The organism is Pseudomonas sp. S1_G07 (assembly GCF_054668565.1).
In genome coordinates this window covers 3,581,023-3,599,521 of sequence record NZ_CP162778.1, presented here as the reverse complement: position 1 = coordinate 3,599,521, position 18,499 = coordinate 3,581,023, and the positions used below count along the sequence as shown (strand labels likewise).

General features: G+C 63.0%; 17 protein-coding genes. 5 read left to right on the top strand and 12 right to left on the bottom strand.

The annotated features are described in order from the left end of the window. Positions 1-38: 38 nt before the first annotated feature. A complete protein-coding gene (locus tag AB4O05_RS16545) occupies positions 39-245 on the bottom strand; it encodes a PLD nuclease N-terminal domain-containing protein (RefSeq protein WP_460136560.1) in 207 nt (68 codons plus the stop codon). Positions 246-541: 296 nt separating this feature from the next. On the opposite strand from AB4O05_RS16545, the gene AB4O05_RS16540 reads away from it, so the two are divergent. Continuing rightward, on the top strand, positions 542-1,018 hold the full coding sequence (locus AB4O05_RS16540) for a hemerythrin domain-containing protein (RefSeq protein WP_460136561.1): 477 nt from the start codon (positions 542-544) through the stop codon (positions 1,016-1,018). A gap of 88 nt (positions 1,019-1,106) precedes the next feature. Here AB4O05_RS16540 and AB4O05_RS16535 read toward each other — a convergent pair whose 3' ends face one another. Beyond that, on the bottom strand, positions 1,107-1,316 hold the full coding sequence (locus AB4O05_RS16535; protein WP_460136562.1) for a DUF3079 domain-containing protein: 210 nt from the start codon (positions 1,314-1,316) through the stop codon (positions 1,107-1,109). Positions 1,317-1,497: 181 nt separating this feature from the next. Here AB4O05_RS16535 and AB4O05_RS16530 point away from each other — a divergent pair, with 181 nt between their 5' ends. Genes AB4O05_RS16530 through AB4O05_RS16515 form a run of 4 tightly spaced genes read left to right on the top strand, consistent with a single transcriptional unit; the run spans position 1,498 to position 4,552 of the window. Continuing rightward, positions 1,498-2,028: an iron transporter gene (locus tag AB4O05_RS16530; RefSeq protein ID WP_460136563.1), complete on the top strand. Its 531-nt coding sequence runs from the start codon at positions 1,498-1,500 to the stop codon at positions 2,026-2,028. Next, the gene (locus AB4O05_RS16525) at positions 2,028-2,351 is read left to right on the top strand and encodes a cupredoxin domain-containing protein (protein ID WP_460136564.1); all 324 of its coding nucleotides are present in this window, start codon (positions 2,028-2,030) and stop codon (positions 2,349-2,351) included. Before AB4O05_RS16530 ends, AB4O05_RS16525 begins: the two co-directional genes overlap by 1 nt. A gap of 15 nt (positions 2,352-2,366) precedes the next feature. Beyond that, entirely contained in the window at positions 2,367-3,206 is an 840-nt protein-coding gene (locus tag AB4O05_RS16520) for an FTR1 family iron permease (RefSeq protein WP_460136565.1), read from the top strand. Beyond that, positions 3,203-4,552: a 4Fe-4S binding protein gene (locus tag AB4O05_RS16515; RefSeq protein ID WP_460136566.1), complete on the top strand. Its 1,350-nt coding sequence runs from the start codon at positions 3,203-3,205 to the stop codon at positions 4,550-4,552. The genes AB4O05_RS16520 and AB4O05_RS16515 overlap by 4 nt, the downstream gene beginning before the upstream one ends. Before the next feature lie 506 nt (positions 4,553-5,058). On the opposite strand, the gene AB4O05_RS16510 is transcribed toward AB4O05_RS16515, so the two are convergent. The 10 genes from AB4O05_RS16510 to AB4O05_RS16465 form a co-directional block, all read right to left on the bottom strand. After that, positions 5,059-6,678 (bottom strand): methyl-accepting chemotaxis protein, encoded by a 1,620-nt coding sequence (locus tag AB4O05_RS16510; RefSeq protein WP_460136567.1) that lies wholly within the window; start codon positions 6,676-6,678, stop codon positions 5,059-5,061. 68 nt (positions 6,679-6,746) lie between these two features. Next, on the bottom strand, positions 6,747-7,442 hold the full coding sequence (locus tag AB4O05_RS16505) for an anaerobic ribonucleoside-triphosphate reductase activating protein (protein WP_460136568.1): 696 nt from the start codon (positions 7,440-7,442) through the stop codon (positions 6,747-6,749). Continuing rightward, on the bottom strand, positions 7,439-7,594 hold the full coding sequence (gene nrdD / locus AB4O05_RS16500) for an anaerobic ribonucleoside-triphosphate reductase (protein WP_460136569.1): 156 nt from the start codon (positions 7,592-7,594) through the stop codon (positions 7,439-7,441). Before nrdD ends, AB4O05_RS16505 begins: the two co-directional genes overlap by 4 nt. 31 nt (positions 7,595-7,625) lie before the next feature. After that, positions 7,626-9,626 carry a ribonucleoside triphosphate reductase gene (locus AB4O05_RS16495; protein WP_460136570.1) on the bottom strand — a complete coding sequence of 667 codons (2,001 nt, stop codon included), beginning with the start codon at positions 9,624-9,626 and terminating at the stop codon, positions 7,626-7,628. Between the two features lie 202 nt (positions 9,627-9,828). Continuing rightward, on the bottom strand, positions 9,829-10,815 hold the full coding sequence (moaA, locus tag AB4O05_RS16490; RefSeq protein WP_460136571.1) for a GTP 3',8-cyclase MoaA: 987 nt from the start codon (positions 10,813-10,815) through the stop codon (positions 9,829-9,831). A 1-nt stretch (position 10,816) separates the two neighbouring features. Beyond that, positions 10,817-11,743, bottom strand: a complete 927-nt coding sequence (locus tag AB4O05_RS16485; RefSeq protein ID WP_460136572.1) for a peptidylprolyl isomerase — start codon at positions 11,741-11,743, stop codon at positions 10,817-10,819. A gap of 10 nt (positions 11,744-11,753) precedes the next feature. Then, positions 11,754-12,434 (bottom strand): respiratory nitrate reductase subunit gamma, encoded by a 681-nt coding sequence (narI, locus tag AB4O05_RS16480; RefSeq protein WP_460136573.1) that lies wholly within the window; start codon positions 12,432-12,434, stop codon positions 11,754-11,756. Next, the gene (narJ, locus tag AB4O05_RS16475) at positions 12,427-13,182 is read right to left on the bottom strand and encodes a nitrate reductase molybdenum cofactor assembly chaperone (protein ID WP_460136574.1); all 756 of its coding nucleotides are present in this window, start codon (positions 13,180-13,182) and stop codon (positions 12,427-12,429) included. The genes narI and narJ overlap by 8 nt, the downstream gene beginning before the upstream one ends. 3 nt (positions 13,183-13,185) lie before the next feature. Continuing rightward, on the bottom strand, positions 13,186-14,724 hold the full coding sequence (gene narH / locus AB4O05_RS16470; protein WP_027607174.1) for a nitrate reductase subunit beta: 1,539 nt from the start codon (positions 14,722-14,724) through the stop codon (positions 13,186-13,188). Position 14,725: 1 nt separating this feature from the next. Continuing rightward, positions 14,726-18,499, bottom strand: a complete 3,774-nt coding sequence (locus tag AB4O05_RS16465) for a nitrate reductase subunit alpha (RefSeq protein WP_460136575.1) — start codon at positions 18,497-18,499, stop codon at positions 14,726-14,728.

The following is an 18,499-nucleotide window of genomic DNA, read 5'->3' as shown; positions in this document are numbered from 1 at the left end:
CGCCCCACGGGGCGCCTGTTTGCTGATGGCTTCACGCCTCAGCTTTTACGGTACTGCCCCCCTTCGCGCTTGGGCCCGAACATCGCCCAGGCGATCAGCCCCAGCACCGGCACGAAGATCAGCACCACCAGCCACAGCCCCTTGGTTTCCCAGCCACTGGTGCTGCGCAACACGACATTGATCGCCCACAACTCCAACAGCAGTACGACCACGGCCAAACCGATCCAGATATATTCTAATTGCATGATTCACCTCCTGAGGTCTATGGCTTAGGTCAAGCATTCAACCCCAGGGTTCCATCGGATGTGCGCCAAACGCGGGATAGGCTTCAAGTGCCTGGCGGCCCAAGTCGCACGGTGGAATGCAATGGGCGTATCGCCCAACCATGCAAGCTGCACGATCGGCGCGCTCCCATAACAGATACAACTACCTGATTTAAAAGGTTTTTTCCAACGCGCGCAGGTTGGTACAACTGATGCAACAGCCTACCGGACGAGGCGCGCACTTCGACGCGCCCGAACGCTATCCGTGAGGTTCCACCATGAATGCCATCGACCTTCTCAAAGCTGACCATGAACGAGTTAAAGCGCTGCTGACCCAACTGAGCGAGTCCACCGAGCGCGGCGTGAAAAAACGCACTGAATTGCTGGCCAAGCTGGAGATGGAAATCAGCCTGCACACCAAGCTCGAGGAAGAGATTCTCTACCCGGCCTTCCGCAAGGCCGGCGGCAAGGAGCAGGACATCATGTACCACGAGGCCAAGGAAGAACACCGCACCGTCGACGCCCTGGTACTGCCCGACCTGAAGCAGACCGAGCCGTCCAGCACCGAGTTTTCCGGCCGGGTAAAAGTGGTCAAGGAACTGCTGGAGCATCACATCGAAGAAGAGGAAACCGAGATGTTCCCGCAGGCAAAAAAACTGCTGGGCAAAGCGGTATTGGAAGAGCTCGGGGCGCAAATGGAAGACATGAAAGCCACGTATAAAAAAACCATGACGGCCAAGGCCATGGCAGCCTGATGGACGCGGCACCGGGGCCGTCGTTGCAACGGCCCCGGTGTGCTCGATGAATCAGGCAACCACAAGAAACCCCGCACAACCGCACCACTCAGCCAGGGGTCGGCGTATCCGAACTCGGTGGCTCAGGCGCCAGCCCCCAATCACCGTGTTCATACCAGTCATCGCCGATCATCTCCGCCGGGTGCATGGTGCGATCCGCACCGTTGCCGCAGGCCAGCTCGGTGGCGCCGCAATAACGATCACAACCCCAACAGATGCGTTCGGGGTGCTTGGGGTGCAGCGGAAAAGGCTTGGCCATGACGAAGGGCTCCTTACCGGCGGGCGATGTTCACACCCTACCTCGGGCATGCGCGGTCGACCTTGACCCGCATCAAGCCTGGCAAAGATGAAATATCCTCCAGACTTGACAAGAATCATTATTGTTTGCGGCAAACCTTCCTAGACTCGGGTCCTTTCCCCTCACCCGTCAGGAAGCCTCCATGCGTACTCTTTCGTTATTGCCTCTCGCCCTGCTGCTGTCGACCTCGGCGGTATTCGCCAAGGAATATCCCATCGGCGAACCGCAACGGTGTCCCGGCCTGGAAATCGGCGCGGTGTACCTGCAACCGATCGAGATGGCCCCCACTGGCATGATGCGCGCCACCGCCGATTCCGACGTGCACCTGGAGGCCGATGTCCGCGCCACGGCGGACAACGCCCAAGGCTTTCAGGAAGGCAGCTTCGTGCCCTACCTGAACCTGTCGTTCTCGCTGAAAAAACAAGGCAGCGACACACCGATCACCGGCGACTTCCACGCCATGGTCGCCAACGACGGCCCGCACTACGGCGACAACGTCAAGCTGCAGGGGCCCGGCAAATACACCCTGACCTTCAGCGTACTGCCGCCGACCGGCCACCACTCATTAGGTCGCCACACCGACAAGGAAACCGGCGTCGCCCCCTGGTTCGAACGCTGCGACGTGCACTACGAATTCGTCTACGCCGGCATCGGTAAAAAAGGCGGCTACTGATGCGCCGTGCCCTGCTGTCGGGCGGTTTACTGTTCAGCGGCGCGGTGTTGGCGGCGCCGTTGCCCACCTATGAGCTGAGCCTTAAGGACGGCCATTTCACGCCGCCGCAACTGCTGGTCAAGGCCGGCGAGCGTTTCAAGATCGTGCTCAAGAACAGTGGCCAGGGCCCCGCTGAATTCGAAAGCACGCCATTGCGCGTGGAGAAAGTACTGTCCCCCGGGGTGACCACCTTCGTGGTGATCCACCCGCTTCAACCGGGGCTGTACCCGTTCTTCGACGAGTTCAACCCCCAGCTGCCCGAAGGCAGCATCCTTGCCCAATAGCCCGCGGAGCCGTTGATGAATCAAGCGATGTTTATTGTGTGGCGCGAAAGCGTCGAGGCGCTGTTGGTGATCGGTATCCTGCAGGCCTGGATCAGCCGCCAAGGTCCCCACTTACGCCTGGCACGCTTCCTGTGGGCCGGGGTGCTGCTGGGGTTGCTGTGTTCGGCGGGCCTGGCCGGGCTGATGCTGTGGGCCGGCGAGGCCATGACCGGTGCCGGGGGCGAATGGCTGCAAGCGGCGATGACCTTGATAGCCAGCGGCCTGATCGTGCAGATGGTGGTGTGGATGCACCGCAACGCGCCCACCCTCAAACACACCCTGGTCCGTGACGCCGACCGGCGCCTGGCCCATCAGGGCGGTTGGGGGGTGCTGTTGCTGGCGCTGTTGGCGGTCAGCCGCGAAGGCAGCGAAACCGTGGTGTTCCTCTATGGTGCCGGCGCGCGCCTGCATGACGCGGCGCTGGGCTTGTTCGCTGTCGGCGGCGCGCTCGGCCTGGTGCTGGCCGGGCTCACCGTGATGCTGTTGCGCAGCAGTCGGCGCTTTATCTCATGGCCGCGTTTTTTTGCCGTCAGCGAAGCGCTCTTGTTGCTGTTGGGCGGCGCCTTGCTGGTGGCGGCCGTGGACCGTATCAGCGGGCAACTGCTGGCCATGGACATGCCCGAGTGGGTCTACAGCGCCGTGGGCGACAGCCGTTGGGACAGCAGCGCCCTGCTCAGCGACAGCCACGGGCTGGGCGCATTGCTCGCCGATTTTGTCGGCTACCGCGCGGCACCGAGCCTGGTCACCCTGGCGGTGTTGCTCGGCTACTGGCTGCTGGTGGGCAGCAGCCTGCGCCGCGCCCGGCACCCGGCATGAGCTGGCTGCGGCAACTGGGCGACGGCATGCGCCGCCATGCCCGGCTGATCCGCGCCGTGCAATGGGTGGTGGTGCTGGTGTACGCGCTGCTGCTGGTGCTGCCGGCGTTGCTGCCATTGCCGGGGAGCCAGGCACGCCTGCTGAACAACCTGACGTTGCTCGCGCAATTCATCTTCTGGGGCATCTGGTGGCCATTCGTGTTGCTCTCGATGCTGCTGTTCGGGCGCCTGTGGTGCGGCGTGCTGTGCCCGGAAGGTGCATTGAGCGAATGGGCCAGCCAGCACGGACGTGGCCTGGGTATTCCACGCTGGCTGCGCTGGGGTGGCTGGCCGACCCTGGGCTTTTGCCTCACCACCCTCTACGGCCAACTGATCAGCGTGTACGACTACGCCCAGGCCGCCTTGCTGATCCTCGGCGGCTCGACGCTGGCCGCCGTGGTGGTCGGCCTGCTGTTCGTGCGCGGCAAGCGCGTGTGGTGCCGTTACCTGTGCCCGGTCAGCGGCGTCTTCGCCCTGCTCGCCCGCCTGGCGCCGGTGCACTTCGCGGTGGACGAACAACGCTGGAAAGCCAACAGCGCGCCGCGCCTGCCGTTGCCCAACTGCGCGCCCCTGTTGGACGTCCGCCGCCTGCAAGGCGCCAGCGACTGCCACGCCTGCGGCCGCTGCAGCGGGCAACGCGGCGCGGTACAACTGATCGCCCGCTCCTGCAACCAGGAGATCCTCCAGGCACCGCGCCAACCCGGCTCGCCGTGGGATGCGCGCCTGCTGCTGTTTGGTGTGATCGGCCTGGCCATGGGCGCGTTCCAATGGACCGTCAGCCCGTGGTTTATCGCCCTAAAGCAGCGCCTGGCCGAATGGCTGGTGGGTCATGACTGGCAATGGCCATTGCAGGACAACGCGCCCTGGTGGCTGCTCGCCCATTACCCGCAGCTCAATGACAGCTTCAGTTGGCTGGATGGCTTTTGCATCGTGCTGTATTTGGGCGCTAGCGCACTGGTACTGGGTGGCGCATGTTGGTTGCTGATGCGCCTGGCTGCGCGCGTGACCGGCGAGCCCGCACTGTTTCGGCCCCTGGTACTGACCCTGACGCCCCTGGGTGGTGCAGGGCTGTTCCTGGGGTTGTCGGCGACCACAGTGAAGTTGTTGCGGTACGAGGGGTGGGTGCTGGCTTGGGTGCAGCCGGTTCGGGCAGGGCTGTTGATCGCGGCAATCGGCTGGTGTTTGTGGTTGGGGTGGCGGCAACTGGATGGGGTGCAATCGCGCCGGGTTGCCTGGTTGTGCGTGCTGCTGAGCAATAGCGTGGTGGGACTTGGATGGTGGTTGCAGTTTTGGGGCTGGGTTGATTGAGTACCTATTCGTTGTCTCTTTGTGGTGAGCGGGCTTGTCGAATAGTCGCACCCCAACGCGGGACAAGCCCGCTCGCCACAGGTTACTGTTTGCTCGTTATATCTCTTAACTGACTGGCATTAGGGCTTGCCCGCGATGCGAAGCGAGCCGCTCTTGCTTTTGATCTCAGGCGCCCCGTTAAACCACGCTGGCCGCAATTCGATATTGATTTGGGGGGTAAACCGGCAGGGATGCCGGTTTAGCCGCCCCGCGCCATGGATGGCGCGTGGCGGCGGCCCTCCAAATCAATGTCGGATTTCGGGCACACCGAGCCTGGGCGAGGTGCCGAGTGGTGGGGCAAGCCCTTTTGGTTACTTTTGGGGCGTTTGCCAAAAGTGACCCGCCGTAAGGGCGGAACCAATAGCCGCCGTTACCGCAGTAACGGATATGTACCCCGTCTGATCTAACAAAATACTCGCCTGACACACCGCCACCGCAGGCAAGCTGGCCGGCATTCCGGCCCCCACCTAAACCTTGAACCGCGCCACCGTCTGGTGCAGCATCGCCGCCATCCCCGCCAGATCCTGCCCCGCGGTCTCCGTGTGCAACGCGCCCTGCAATACCTGCTGGGACACATGACGAATCCCCACCAAATTCCGATCCACCTCCCGCGCCACCAGCGCCTGCTCTTCGGTGGCGCTGGCAATCATCATATTGCGCTCGTTGATCTGCGAAATAGACCGCGTGATTTCCTCCAGCGCCTGCCCCGAACGTTGCGCCACGCCCAAGGTCGCCTGCACCCGTTCACTGCTGCTGTGCATGGCCGCCACGGCATGTTCGGTGTCCTGGCGGATATTGCCAATCATCTGCTCGATCTCCTGGGTCGAGACTTGGGTGCGATGGGCCAGCGCGCGTACTTCATCGGCGACCACCGCAAAGCCGCGCCCGGCATCCCCGGCGCGGGCAGCTTCGATGGCGGCGTTCAACGCCAGCAGGTTGGTCTGCTCGGCGATGCTGCGGATCACTTCGAGCACACCGCTGATGTCCTGCACACGGCCGGCCAGTTGCTGGATGCGCTCAGAGGTTTCCACCACGCCAGTGGCCAGGGCATTGATCGAGGCCACGGTTTCCTGCACCTGCGCTTGCCCGCGCTGGGCGGTCTGTTCCGACAGGCGTGAAGCTTCACTGGTGCTCACGGCATTGCGCGCCACTTCGTCGACGGCGGCGGTCATTTCATTGACCGCAGTGGCGGCCTGTTCGATTTCCTGGCCCTGCAACTGCAAGCTGTTGCTGGTCTGGCTGCTGACCGCACTCAATTCTTCCGACGAGCTGGCAACGCCCTCCACCGAGGTGGCGATATGCCGGACCATCTGGTTAAGGCTCTGCTGCATTCGGTGCAGGTTGCGCATGACGCTGCCCTCGGCACTGTTGCCCAATGGCACTTCGAGGGTGAGGTCGCCCTCGGCGATATGGCTCAACACCCGCGCCACTTCGTCCGGCTCGCCCCCCAGTGGCCGCGTGACGCTGCGCGTGACGATCACCGCCGCCGTCACCACCAGCGCCAGGCACAATACCAACAGCCCGAGCATGTTGCGGCGCGCTTCGTCATACAGGGTTTGCGCGGCCTGCTCACGCTCGGCGAACAGGCGCCCTTGCATGGCCATCAACGCATCCAGGCTCTTGAACACTTCCAGTTCGGCCGGCATGACCTGCTGCTTGAGCTGGGCCAGGCCCTGCTCGCGGGCGCCCTGCCGGATCAGCGCCTGCACTTGGGTAAAGGCCGCCACGTAGGCTTCGCGATGGGTCTTCAAGCGGGAGTAGGCGGCCTTGCCTTCGGCGGTGTCGAGCAGCGGTTCCAGGGTGGCAAACGCCTGAGTGATGCGCTCGCGCGTGGTACCGATGGAGGCCTGCGCCTGTTGGTTGTCCTGGTCGATCAACAAATCGCGGGTGTTGCGCCCGTTATCGCGCACACCCGTGGCGATCACCATGATCGGCGCGATCTTTGGCCAGTCCTGCTGCACGATCTGTTCGGATTGCTGCTTGAGCGTCGCCAGGTCGTGCAGGGCGTAAAACACCAAACCGACCAGAGCCAGCGGCGCAATCGCGAAACCGATGACAATGCGTTGAGCCGTGGTTAATTGCTTCATTCTGATATCCCTGATGAAAGCCTGCCCGACAGGGGCAGCATCTATAAAAATCCTAGGGAGGGTGGTGGTCACCCTCGCAATACAAACGCGGGGAATAATTCCCGCATACGGCCCCATAGCTCAGGCAGCGCTGCCTGTACCGGCGCGCTCGCCAATTGCGGATCGAGCATGCTGGCCGTGCGCACCAGCTGCACGGCGAAGCGCGTCACACCACCGGCTTGCAAACGTTGGGCCAGCAGCAGCAGGCGGGCTGGATCGATCAGGTGCCAATGCACCGTGGTGCGGCATTCGTACTCCACGCCACTGGCCAGCAAGGTGTCGAGGCTGCGCCAGTTGGCGGCGCCACTGCCCTTGACCTGGGTGATCGACTGGCAGTCTTCGGCCAGCGCTTTCACATCAAAACCGACCCAATCGGCATGGCACAGCGCGTTGGCAAAACCGGCCGGCTTGATCCCGGCGCTGTGCAGGCCAATGCGAAAGCCCATGCCGCGCACTTCGTCCATGGCTGCCGGCAAGCCTTCCTGCAAAGTCGGTTCGCCGCCACTGAACACCACGGCGTCGAGCAAGTCCTGGCGCCGTTGCAGAAACAGCAACACCCGGCGCCAATCCACCTCCGAGCTACCGCGCGGTGGGATCAGGTCCGGGTTGTGGCAATAACGGCAGCGCCAGGCACAGCCCTGGCAAAACAGCACGCAGGCGAGCATGCCGGGGTAGTCAAGGGTGGTCAGGGGCACCAGGCCCCCGACCCGCAGCGCTCGACTCATTGGCGCGCGGCCACGGCGGCACTTTCCGTAAAGTGCACACGCTCCTTGTGCTCGGATTGTTTGCCGGGGTTGAACGCCGACACAGGCCGGTGGTAACCCATCACCCGGGTCCAGACTTCGCAGCGCTGACGTTGTGGCTGGGATGTTTGCATGGTGAATCTCCTTGCGGGTTGGAAAAACGCGTTATCGCGCAGCGGCCAGTGCCAGGACTTCATCGCACTTGGGACAGAACTCATGTTCACCGGCCAGGTAGCCGTGCACCGGGCAGATGGAAAAGGTCGGGGTCACCGTCAGGTACGGCAGGCGGAAACGTCCCAATGCCTTGCGTACCAGCTGTTTGCAGGCCTGGGCCGAGGAAATCTGCTCGGCCATGTACAGGTGCAGCACGGTGCCGCCGGTGTATTTGCATTGCAGCTCGTCCTGCAGCTCCAGGGCTTCGAAGGGGTCGTCGGTAAACCCCACCGGCAACTGCGACGAGTTGGTGTAGTACGGCGCATCCACGCTGCCGGCCTGCAGGATGTCCGGGTAACGCTTGCGGTCTTCCTTGGCGAAGCGGTAGGTGGTGCCTTCGGCCGGCGTGGCCTCAAGGTTGTAGAGGTGGCCGGTTTCTTCCTGAAAGCGCAGCAACGTGGCACGGACATGGTCGAGCAACTTGAGGGCGAACGCGCGACCGTCCGGGGTGTGCATGCCCTGCTCGTCGCCACTGAAGTTGCGCAGCATCTCGTGCATGCCATTGAGGCCGATGGTGGAGAAGTGGTTGCGCAAGGTGCCCAGGTAACGCTTGGTGTAGGGGTAGAGGCCGGCGTCCATATGGTGCTGGATCACCTTGCGCTTGACCTCCAGGCTTTCCATGGCCATGTCCATCAGGCTGTCCAGGCGTTGCAGCAAACCGCTGGTGTCGCCCTTGAACAGATAACCCAGGCGCGCGCAGTTGATTGTCACCACCCCCAGGCTGCCAGTCTGTTCCGCCGAGCCGAACAGGCCGCCACCGCGCTTGAGCAGCTCGCGCACGTCCAGTTGCAGGCGACAGCACATGGAGCGCACCTGGTTGGGCTGCATGTCCGAGTTGAGGAAGTTCTGGAAATACGGCAAGCCATAGCGCGCGGTCATCTCGAACAGGCGGTCGGCGTTGTCGCTGTCCCAGGGGAAATCGTGGGTGATGTTGTAGGTGGGAATCGGAAAGGTGAACACCCGCCCTTTGGCATCGCCGGCCTGCATCACTTCGATATAGGCGCGGTTGAGCAGCTCCATTTCGGCCTGCAGGTCGCCGTAGGCGAACGGCATTTCCTCGCCACCGATCACCGGCACCTGCTCGCGCAAGTCTTCCGGGCAGACCCAATCGAAGGTCAGGTTGGTGAACGGCGTCTGGGTGCCCCAGCGCGACGGCACGTTGAGGTTGTAGATGAACTCCTGCACCGCCTGGCGCACTTCGGCGTAGCTCAGTTGGTCCTTGCGCACATAGGGCGCCAGGTAGGTGTCGAACGAGCTGAACGCCTGGGCGCCGGCCCATTCGTTCTGCAGGGTGCCGAGGAAGTTGACCATCTGCCCCAGGGCACTGCTCAAGTGCTTGGGCGGCCCGGCTTCCACGCGACCCGGCACGCCATTGAGGCCTTCGTGCAGCAGCGAGCGCAGCGACCAGCCGGCACAGTAACCGGCGAGCATGTCGAGGTCGTGGATATGCAGGTCCGCCTCCCGGTGTGCGCGGCCGATCTGCTGGCTGTAGACCTCATCGAGCCAATAGTTGGCGGTGACCTTGCCCGAGACATTCAACACCAGCCCACCCAGGGAATAGCCCTGGTTGGCATTGGCCTGCACGCGCCAGTCTTCGCGGTCGAGGTATTCGTTCATCGAGGTGGCGACTTCCACCAGGGTCTTGCGGTCGCGGCGCAGGCGGCCGTGCTGTTCGCGGTAGACGATATAGGCGCGCATCGACAGGAAGTAGCCGGCATCCATCAGCACGCGTTCGACGCTGTCCTGGATCTGCTCGACGTCCAGCTGTTCGATGCCCCTCAGTCGGGCGAGGACGGCACCCAATAACAGGTCGACGTCGGCCTCCTGGTACTCGCCGGTTGCGGTGCCGGCGGCGATCAGCGCCTGACGGATTTTCTCGGCGTCGAAGGGGACGAGCGTGCCGTCGCGTTTGTGCAGGCGGGTGCTGACCAGCGGGGTGAGCGTGTTTTGCATTTTCCGGGCTCCAGGCACTACATATAGATATTTTTAGACTGATAAACACAATATGCAGTGAGATTACGGAGAATAGGCCGGGTTGCCCTTGATCGGGGTCAAGGTTTTTTGATTGGGGATGTATCCATTCCTGCGGTAACGGAACCCTAAGCAACCGTTACATAAGAAACGGACGGGTACTCAGTTCCACGCCACAGCCCCCTCACCCCCCACTCATATTCATAAACCGCACCACCTGCACCTCCCCTGCCCCACTGAAATCATGCCGCAACGGCTTGCCCCTCAACCCCTTGAGCAACGCCTCAACCAAAGGCCCATCCTCCAACGGATAGCGCCGCAACAAAGCGCGAAAATCCACCGCATCCTCCTGCCCCAGACACAACAACAACTGCCCCTCCACCGTCATCCGTACCCGATTGCAGCTGCCGCAAAAATTATGCGAATTAGGCGAAATAAACCCCACCCGCGTCCCCGGATGCCGCGCTAACCGCACATACCGCGCCGGCCCGCCGCTGTGCTCGGTGCTGTCGATCAACGCATGATCACGGGCGATCACCGCGCGCACTTCATCACTGGCACAGAACGTCTCGCCCCGCGAGCGGCCCACGTCCCCCAGGGGCATTTCCTCGATGAAACTGATGTCGATGCCCTGGTCGATGGCGTACTGCACCAGCGCCGGCACCTCATCGAAATTGCGCCCTTTCATCACTACGCAATTGAGCTTGACCCGCTCGAACCCGGCATCCCGCGCCGCTTCGATACCCTCCAGCACCTGGCGCACATCACCGTTGCGGGTAATCGCGCGAAAGCGTTCGGGATCAAGGCTGTCGAGGCTGATGTTCATGCGCTTGACCCCCGCCTCCACCAGCGGCCGCGCAAGCCGGGCCAGCTGTGAGCCGTTGCTGGTCATCACCAGTTCGCGCAGGCCCGGCAGCGCCGCAATGTTGCGGCACAACCCGACAATGCCCGGCCGAATCAACGGTTCGCCGCCGGTCAGGCGGATCTTGCGCACGCCCTGCGCCACGAACAGTGCGGCCAGGCGTTCCAGCTCTTCCAGGGTCAGCACCTGCTGGCGCGGCAGGAACGTCATGTTTTTCGCCATGCAATACACACAGCGAAAATCGCAACGGTCGGTCACCGACAGGCGCAGGTAATCGATCGAACGGCCCACCCCATCCACCAGGCTCACGTCACTGCACCAATGGCGAGTCGGCGCCCTGCAGCGCGATGCCGCGAATATCCGCCGCGCCGATCAGGGTCTGCAGGTACTGCACCAATGCCTTTTGCCACACGCCTTGCTGCAACTGGGTGCGAATGGCGACGGCCACCGCTTCGTACGGCAATGGCTGGCCTTCGATACGCTGGTCGACACTGATCACGTGCCAGCCGTAGCGACTTTCCAGCGGCTTGGCGGCCAGGCCCGGCGCCAGGGTGAACAACTGCCGCTCCAGTTCGGGCACGGTCTGGCCCTTGCTCACCTGGCCCAGCGAACCGCCCTGGGCCTTGGACGGGCACGCCGAGTACTTGAGTGCCCGTTCGGCAAATTGGCCGGGGTGTCCTGCCAGGTCCAGCAGCAGAACCTCCGCCTGGGTACGTGCCAGATGCCGAGCCTCGGCGTCGTCCGGCGCGCATTCAAGCAGAATGTGCCGCACCGCCAGCAACGGCGCGCTGTGAAAGCGCCCGCGATTGTTGTCGAAGTAGCGCACACAGGTGGCCTCGTCGCACTCAGGCACCGTGACCTCACGCTCCAGCAGCAAGCGCGTGGCCGCTTCCTCTTCGTTCTCGCCCGCGGCGATCTGCACCGCCAGGCCCAGCTCGGCAATCCGCTGCTGCAACAGCTCGCGGATCACCAGCGCACGGGCGGCCAGGTACACCGCCTCCTCGCGGCTGTCGGCCGGGTGGTATTGCAGCTCCAGGGCCATGGCCTCGGGTGTGACCGCCACGCCGTTGACACTGATGATCGGCCATTCCTGTTCACTGCTGGCGATCAACTCCGGCGCCTTGAGTTCCTCGAAAGGGGCCTGGGCCACAACCTCGGCCATCACCGGTTCTTTGGCCGACGACCCGCAACCACCGCTGCCGCCGTTACCGCCACCACATCCGCATCCTGTAGTCATGACGTTCTCCTCAGTACTTCTGCCGCACGATTTGATAACGACGCCCCAGATACCAGATCGGCGCGCTGACCATATGCACCAGGCGGGTAAACGGGAACAGCACAAACAGGGTCAGGCCCAGCGCCACATGCGCCTTGTAGATCAGCGACACCGGCGCAATCGACTCGGCCGCTTCGACCGGCCGCAACAGCACCACGTTCTGCGCCCAGTCGGCGAGCATCACCATCACCGAGCCGTCCATGTGCCCGGTAGAGGCAACGATGGTCAGCAAGCCCAGCACCAACTGCGCGAGCAACACCAGCAGAATCAGGATGTCCGACGGGCTCGACGTGGCCCGCACGCGCGGATCACCCAGGCGCCGCTTGACCAGCATCAGCAGGCCCACCAGGCACAGCAGGCCGAAGAAGCCACCGGAGACCATGGCCAGCAACTGCTTGTTCTCAGTGCTGATCACATGGTGATAGACCGACGAAGGGGTCAGCAGGCCGACAAAATGTCCGGCCAGCACGAACAGCACGCCGATATGGAAGAAGTTGCTCGCCACGCGCATGCCACGGTTGTTGAGCATCTGGCTGGAGCCGGCCTTCCAGGTGTACTGCGACAGGTCGAACCGCGCCCAACTGCCCAGCAGGCAGATCGCCAGGGCGACATAGGGATAGACCCCGAATACCAGCAAATTCCACTTAGACATTACCCACCTCCCCGGCCGGCACTGCGGCCCGCCCTTCTTGCTGAAAATCCACCCAGTGCAACGGCACCGCGCTTTCTTCGCGGGCTTTACCCGGCGCGCTGGGCATCGAACTGCAACGGTCCTGCTGCTCGGCCTGCATGAAGTCCACCGCTTCCTCTTCCCAGATTTTGTCCAGGGCTTCGAGGGAGTCGTCGCGCGGTTCGGCAGCGACCTGGGCGCGCAGTTCGGCCACGGCCTGGTGCGGCTCGGCGCCGGCGATCTGCAGCAGCGCACGGAAGCAACTGGCGTAACCACTCTCGCGCTCGTCCAGACGCGCGGCGAGCAAGGCCAGCAGATGCGCCACATCCGCCAGGCCCTCGCGGGCCTCGATATCTTCGCGGGTGGAGAGGAACTCCAGGTACAACGGGATGTAGTCCGGCAGCTCCTTGACGCCGATGGCAAACCCGGCTTCTTCGTACTGGGCCATCATGTCGACCATGGCCTGGCCGCGGTCGCGGGACTCGCCATGCACATGCTCGAACAACAGCAGCGACAGCGAGCGGCCACGGCCAAACAACGCGCCGTAGTGTTCCTGGCCGTCCATCAGGTCATTGGCGCAGATCAACTCCAGCAACTCGAACAACGCGCCGCGCTGCTTGGGGCTGATTTCCCGCGATTCGAGAATCGCCTGCTCCAGTTCGTCGCGGCCGTTCACCAGGGTTTCGGTGGGGTAGTCCAGCAACAGCGAAATCACTTTAAGAATGCGCATGGCTCAGTCCTCCCAGATCTGGACGGTTTTCAGCACGTCGCGGCGGTTGGCTTTCTTGGCGCCGAACATGTTGGTGTCGGAGCTGCCGCTGCAGCCGCTGCCGAAGCTGAAACCACAGCCGGAGCGTTCGGCGAAGGCATCGCTCATGGCGTCTTCACGGTGCGCACTCGGTACCACAAAGCGGTCCTCGTAATTGGCGATGGCCAGGTAGCGGTACATCTCTTCCACCTGTTCCACGCTCAGGCCGACGTCTTCAAGCACTTGCAGATCCTGCACGCCATCGACTTGCTGGGAGCGTTTGTAGGCGCGCATCGCCAACAGGCGCTTGAGCGCACGCTTGACCGGCTTTTCATCGCCGGCGGTGAGCATATTCGCCAGGTAACGCAACGGAATACGCAGGCTGTCGACATCCGGGATCACCCCGTTCATGCCCACGGTGCCGGCAGCGGCGGCGTTCTGGATCGGCGACAGCGGCGGCACGTACCAGACCATCGGCAAGGTGCGGTATTCGGGGTGCAGCGGCAGCGCGAGTTTCCAGTCGACGGCCATTTTGTACACCGGCGAACGCTGGGCCGAGTCGATCACCGACTGCGGCACGCCATCGGCCAGGGCCTGGCGGATCACCGCCGGGTCATTCGGGTCGAGGAAGATTTCCAGTTGCTTCTCGTACAGGTCCTGCTCGTTGGCGGTACTGGCCACTTCGCTGATGCGGTCGGCGTCGTAGAGCAGCACGCCGAGGTAACGGATGCGTCCCACGCAGGTTTCGGCGCACACGGTGGGCATACCGGCTTCGATACGCGGGTAGCAGAAGATGCACTTCTCGGACTTGCCGCTCTTCCAGTTGAAGTAAATCTTCTTGTACGGGCAGCCGCTGATGCACATGCGCCAGCCCCGACACTTTTCCTGGTCGATCAGCACGATGCCGTCTTCTTCACGCTTGTAGATCGCACCGCTCGGGCACGACGCCGCGCACGCCGGGTTCAGGCAGTGCTCGCACAGGCGTGGCAGGTACATCATGAAGGTGTTTTCGTACTCGCCATAAATGTCGGCCTGGATCTGGTCGAAGTTCTTGTCCTTGCGGCGCTTGGCGAATTCGGTGCCGAGGATTTCTTCCCAGTTGGGGCCCCACTCGATCTTTTCCATACGCTTGCCGGACACCAGCGAACGCGGGCGCGCGGTCGGCTGGTGCTCGCCCAAGGGCGCGGTGTGCAGGTGCTGGTAGTCGAAGTCGAACGGTTCGTAGTAGTCGTCCAGGCTTGGCAGGTCGGGGTTGGCGAAGATGTTCGCCAGCACGCGGAACTTGCCGCCGATGCGCGGGTTGATCGAGCCGTTGGCGTTGCGCACCCAGCCGCCCTTCCACTTGTCCTGGTTTTCCCATTCCTTGGGGTAGCCGATGCCGGGCTTGGACTCGACGTTGTTGAACCAGGCGTATTCCATGCCTTCGCGGCTGGTCCACACGTTCTTGCAGGTGATCGAGCAGGTGTGGCAGCCGATGCATTTGTCCAGGTTCAGCACCATGCCGATCTGTGAGCGGATCTTCATCTCAGTTCTCCTCGATATCGGTCGGCAATGGGCGCGGCAAGTCATCGCCGCTGGAGCCATCGAGCCAGTCGACCTTGGCCATCTTGCGCACCACGACAAACTCATCGCGGTTGCAACCGACCGTGCCGTAATAGTTGAAGCCATAGGCCTGCTGGGCGTAGCCGCCAATCATGTGGGTGGGCTTGAGCACCACGCGGGTCACCGAGTTGTGGTGGCCGCCACGGGTCTTGGTGGTTTCCGAACCTGGCACGTTCACGATGCGTTCCTGGGCGTGGTACATCATCACCATGCCTTCCTTGACGCGCTGGCTGACCACCGCACGGGCGGTGAGTGCGCCGTTGACGTTGAAGCACTCGATCCAGTCGTTGTCTTCGATGCCGGCGCGCTTGGCGTCGATCTCCGAAAGCCACACGATCGGCCCGCCACGGCTTAAGGTGAGCATCAGCAGGTTGTCGCTGTAGGTGCTGTGGATGCCCCATTTCTGGTGCGGGGTGATCCAGTTCAGCACGATCTCGGTCTCGCCATTGCTGCGCTTGCCCTTCACCCCTTCGATGGTGCGGGTGTTGACCGGTGGCCGGTAGCTCATCAACTGCTCGCCGAACGCCTGCATCCACGGGTGATCCTGATAGAACTGCTGGCGGCCGGTGATGGTGCGCCACGGGATGTTTTCGTGGACGTTGGTGTAGCCGGCGTTGTAGCTCACATGCTCGTCTTCCAGGCCCGACCAGGTGGGGCTGGAAATGATCTTGCGCGGCTGCGCCTGGATATCGCGGAAGCGGATCGCTTCGTGGGCCTTGGAAATCGCCAGGTGGCTGTGGTCGATGCCGGTGAATTCCGACAGCGCCGCCCAGGCTTTCAAGGCGACCTTGCCGTTGGTTTCCGGGGCCAGGGACAGGATCACTTCGGCGGCGTCGATGGCGCTGTCGATCTTCGGCCGGCCGTGGCTGATGCCCGCATCGGGTTCGTGATGGTTGAGTTCACCGAGGAACTCGACTTCTTCATCGGTGTTCCAGTTGATGCCCTTGCCGCCGTTGCCGAGTTTTTCCAGCATCGGGCCGAGGGAGGTGAACTTCTTGTAGATGTTCGGGTAATCGCGTTCCACCACCGCCATGTTCGGCGCGTTCTTGCCGGGTACCGGCGCGACGCCGGCGCTTTTCCAGTCGGTGCCACCGAATGGCTGGGCCAGTTCGCCGACGCTGTCGTGCATCAGCGGCACGGTGACCAGGTCTTGCTCCACGCCCAGATGGCCGACCGACATGGCCGAGAAGGCCTTGGCGATGCCTTTGTAGATTTCCCAGTCCGAACGCGATTCCCACGCCGGGTCGATAGCGGCCGACAGCGGGTGGATGAACGGGTGCATGTCCGAGGTGTTCATGTCGTCTTTTTCGTACCAGGTGGCGGTCGGCAAGACGATGTCGGAATACACGCAGGTGGAGGACATGCGGAAGTCCAGGGTGGTCACCAGGTCGAGCTTGCCGATGGCGCCGTCGTCGACCCACTCGGCCTCGGTAGGCTTGCTTTCGCCGCCAAAGCCGATGTCCTCGTTCATCACCCCGTTGCGGGTGCCCAGCAGGTACTTGAGCATGTACTCATGGCCCTTGCCCGAGGAGCCGAGCAGGTTGGAGCGCCAGATGAACATGTTGCGCGGGAAGTTCACCGGGCTGTCCGGCTGCTCGCAGGCAAAGCGCAGGCTGCCGTCCTGCCAGGACTGCACCACGTAGTCCTTGGGGCTCATGCCGGCGGCTGCCGCATCACGGCAGATGTGCAACGGGTTGGTGTTGAGCTGCGGCGCGCTGGGCAACCAGCCGGCGCGTTCGGCACGAATGTTGTAATCCAGGGCGTGGGTGGGGAATTGCGACTTGTCCGCCAGGGGCGAGAGCACGTCGTGCATGTTCATCTTTTCGTGGCGCCACTGCGAACTGTGGCCGTAGAAGAAGCTGGTGCCGTTCATCTGGCGTGGCGGGCGGCTCCAGTCCAGGCCGAAGGCCAGGGGCAGCCAGCCGCATTGCGGGCGCAGTTTTTCCTGGCCGACGTAGTGGGCCCAGCCGCCACCGGTCTGGCCGACACAACCGCAGAGCATGAGCATGTTGATCAGCCCACGGTAGTTCATGTCCATGTGGTACCAGTGGTTCATCGCCGCGCCGACGATGATCATCGAGCGCCCCTTGGTCTTGTCGGCGTTGTCGGCGAACTCGCGGGCGATCTGGATGGCTTTCTCACGGCTCACGCCGGTGATCGCTTCCTGCCACGCCGGGGTGCCTGGCACGCTGGCGTCGTTGTAATCCTTGGCCACGTTGTGGCCGCCCAGGCCACGGTCGATGGCCAGGTTGGCGGCCGACAGGTCGAACACCGTGGCGACCTTGGCCACGCTGCCGTCGGCCAGGGTCACGCTGTGCACCGGCACGCGACGGAACTGCACGGCGTCACCCGCCACATGCTGGAAGTGCTCGTGGGCTTCGCCGGCAAAATACGGGAAGGCCACTTCAGCGACGTCATCACCGATCAGGCTGAGTTTCAGGTCGATGGCGCGGCCTTCACCGCCCTCTTTGGCGAGGATGTTCCACTTGCCCTTCTCGCCCCAGCGATAGCCGATGGAGCCCTGTGGCGAGACCAGTTCGCCGCTCTCGTCGAGGGCGATGGTTTTCCATTCCGGGTTGTTGTCCTGGCCAAGGTTGCCAGTGAGGTCCGAGGCGCGCAGGAAGCGATCAGGCTGGAAGCCGGCGCCGGGGGCGAAACCGGTCATGGGCTTGAGCATCACCAGCACTGGCAAGTCGGTGAAGCGCTTGGCGTAATCGGTGAAGTAGGCGCTCGGTTTGTCCAGGTGAAATTCCTTGAAGATCACATGGTTGAAGGCCTGGGCCAACGCGGCGTCGGTGCCCTGCTTGGGGTTGAGCCACAGGTCGGTGAGCTTGGCCACTTCCGAATAATCGGGAGTGATGGCCACGGTCTTGGTGCCCTTGTAGCGCACCTCGGTGAAGAAATGCGCGTCGGGGGTACGGGTCTGCGGGACGTTGGAACCCCAGGCGATGATGTAGTTGGAGTTGTACCAGTCGGCCGATTCCGGCACGTCGGTCTGCTCGCCCCACACCATCGGCGAGGCCGGTGGCAGGTCGCAGTACCAATCGTAGAAACTCAGGCACACGCCGCCGATCAGCGACAGGTAACGCGAACCCGCCGCGTAGCTGACCATGGACATCGCCGGGATCGGCGAGAAGCCGACGATGCGGTCCGGGCCGTATTGCTTGATGGTGTAGACGTTGGAGGCGGCGATGATTTCATTCACCTCCTCCCAGTTCGAGCGAATGAAACCGCCCATGCCACGCTTGCTCTTGTAGGAATCGGCCTTGGCCTTGTCCTCGACAATGCTCGCCCAGGCTTCCACCGGCGCCAGGGTCTGACGCGCTTCACGCCACAGCTTGAGCAGCGGCTTGCGGATCTTCGGGTACTTGAGCCGGTTGGCGCTGTAGATGTACCAGCTGTAGCTCGCGCCACGCGGGCAGCCGCGCGGTTCATGGTTGGGCAGGTCGTTGCGGGTGCGCGGGTAGTCGGTCTGCTGGGTTTCCCAGGTGATCAGGCCGTTCTTCACGTAGATCTTCCACGAGCACGAGCCGGTGCAGTTCACCCCGTGGGTGGAGCGCACGATCTTGTCGTACTGCCAGCGCGAACGGTAGACGTTTTCCCAGTCGCGGGACTCTTTGCGGGTCTCGCCGTGACCGTCGGAGAATTCGTTTTGTTTGCGGTTGAAGAACCGCAGTTGATCCAACAGATGACTCAT

Coding starts and splice junctions, on each gene's coding strand:
- nrdD (WP_460136569.1), bottom strand. CDS start 7,594: ATGCAAACATCCCAGCCACAACGTCAGCGCTGCGAAGTCTGGACCCGG.
- AB4O05_RS16510 (WP_460136567.1), bottom strand. CDS start 6,678: ATGAAGCAATTAACCACGGCTCAACGCATTGTCATCGGTTTCGCGATT.
- AB4O05_RS16515 (WP_460136566.1), top strand. CDS start 3,203: ATGAGCTGGCTGCGGCAACTGGGCGACGGCATGCGCCGCCATGCCCGG.
- AB4O05_RS16495 (WP_460136570.1), bottom strand. CDS start 9,626: ATGCAAAACACGCTCACCCCGCTGGTCAGCACCCGCCTGCACAAACGC.
- AB4O05_RS16465 (WP_460136575.1), bottom strand. CDS start 18,499: ATGAGTCATCTGTTGGATCAACTGCGGTTCTTCAACCGCAAACAAAAC.
- AB4O05_RS16540 (WP_460136561.1), top strand. CDS start 542: ATGAATGCCATCGACCTTCTCAAAGCTGACCATGAACGAGTTAAAGCG.
- AB4O05_RS16530 (WP_460136563.1), top strand. CDS start 1,498: ATGCGTACTCTTTCGTTATTGCCTCTCGCCCTGCTGCTGTCGACCTCG.
- AB4O05_RS16485 (WP_460136572.1), bottom strand. CDS start 11,743: ATGACTACAGGATGCGGATGTGGTGGCGGTAACGGCGGCAGCGGTGGT.
- narH (WP_027607174.1), bottom strand. CDS start 14,724: ATGAAGATCCGCTCACAGATCGGCATGGTGCTGAACCTGGACAAATGC.
- narI (WP_460136573.1), bottom strand. CDS start 12,434: ATGTCTAAGTGGAATTTGCTGGTATTCGGGGTCTATCCCTATGTCGCC.
- AB4O05_RS16520 (WP_460136565.1), top strand. CDS start 2,367: ATGAATCAAGCGATGTTTATTGTGTGGCGCGAAAGCGTCGAGGCGCTG.
- AB4O05_RS16545 (WP_460136560.1), bottom strand. CDS start 245: ATGCAATTAGAATATATCTGGATCGGTTTGGCCGTGGTCGTACTGCTG.
- AB4O05_RS16505 (WP_460136568.1), bottom strand. CDS start 7,442: ATGAGTCGAGCGCTGCGGGTCGGGGGCCTGGTGCCCCTGACCACCCTT.
- narJ (WP_460136574.1), bottom strand. CDS start 13,182: ATGCGCATTCTTAAAGTGATTTCGCTGTTGCTGGACTACCCCACCGAA.
- AB4O05_RS16535 (WP_460136562.1), bottom strand. CDS start 1,316: ATGGCCAAGCCTTTTCCGCTGCACCCCAAGCACCCCGAACGCATCTGT.
- AB4O05_RS16525 (WP_460136564.1), top strand. CDS start 2,028: ATGCGCCGTGCCCTGCTGTCGGGCGGTTTACTGTTCAGCGGCGCGGTG.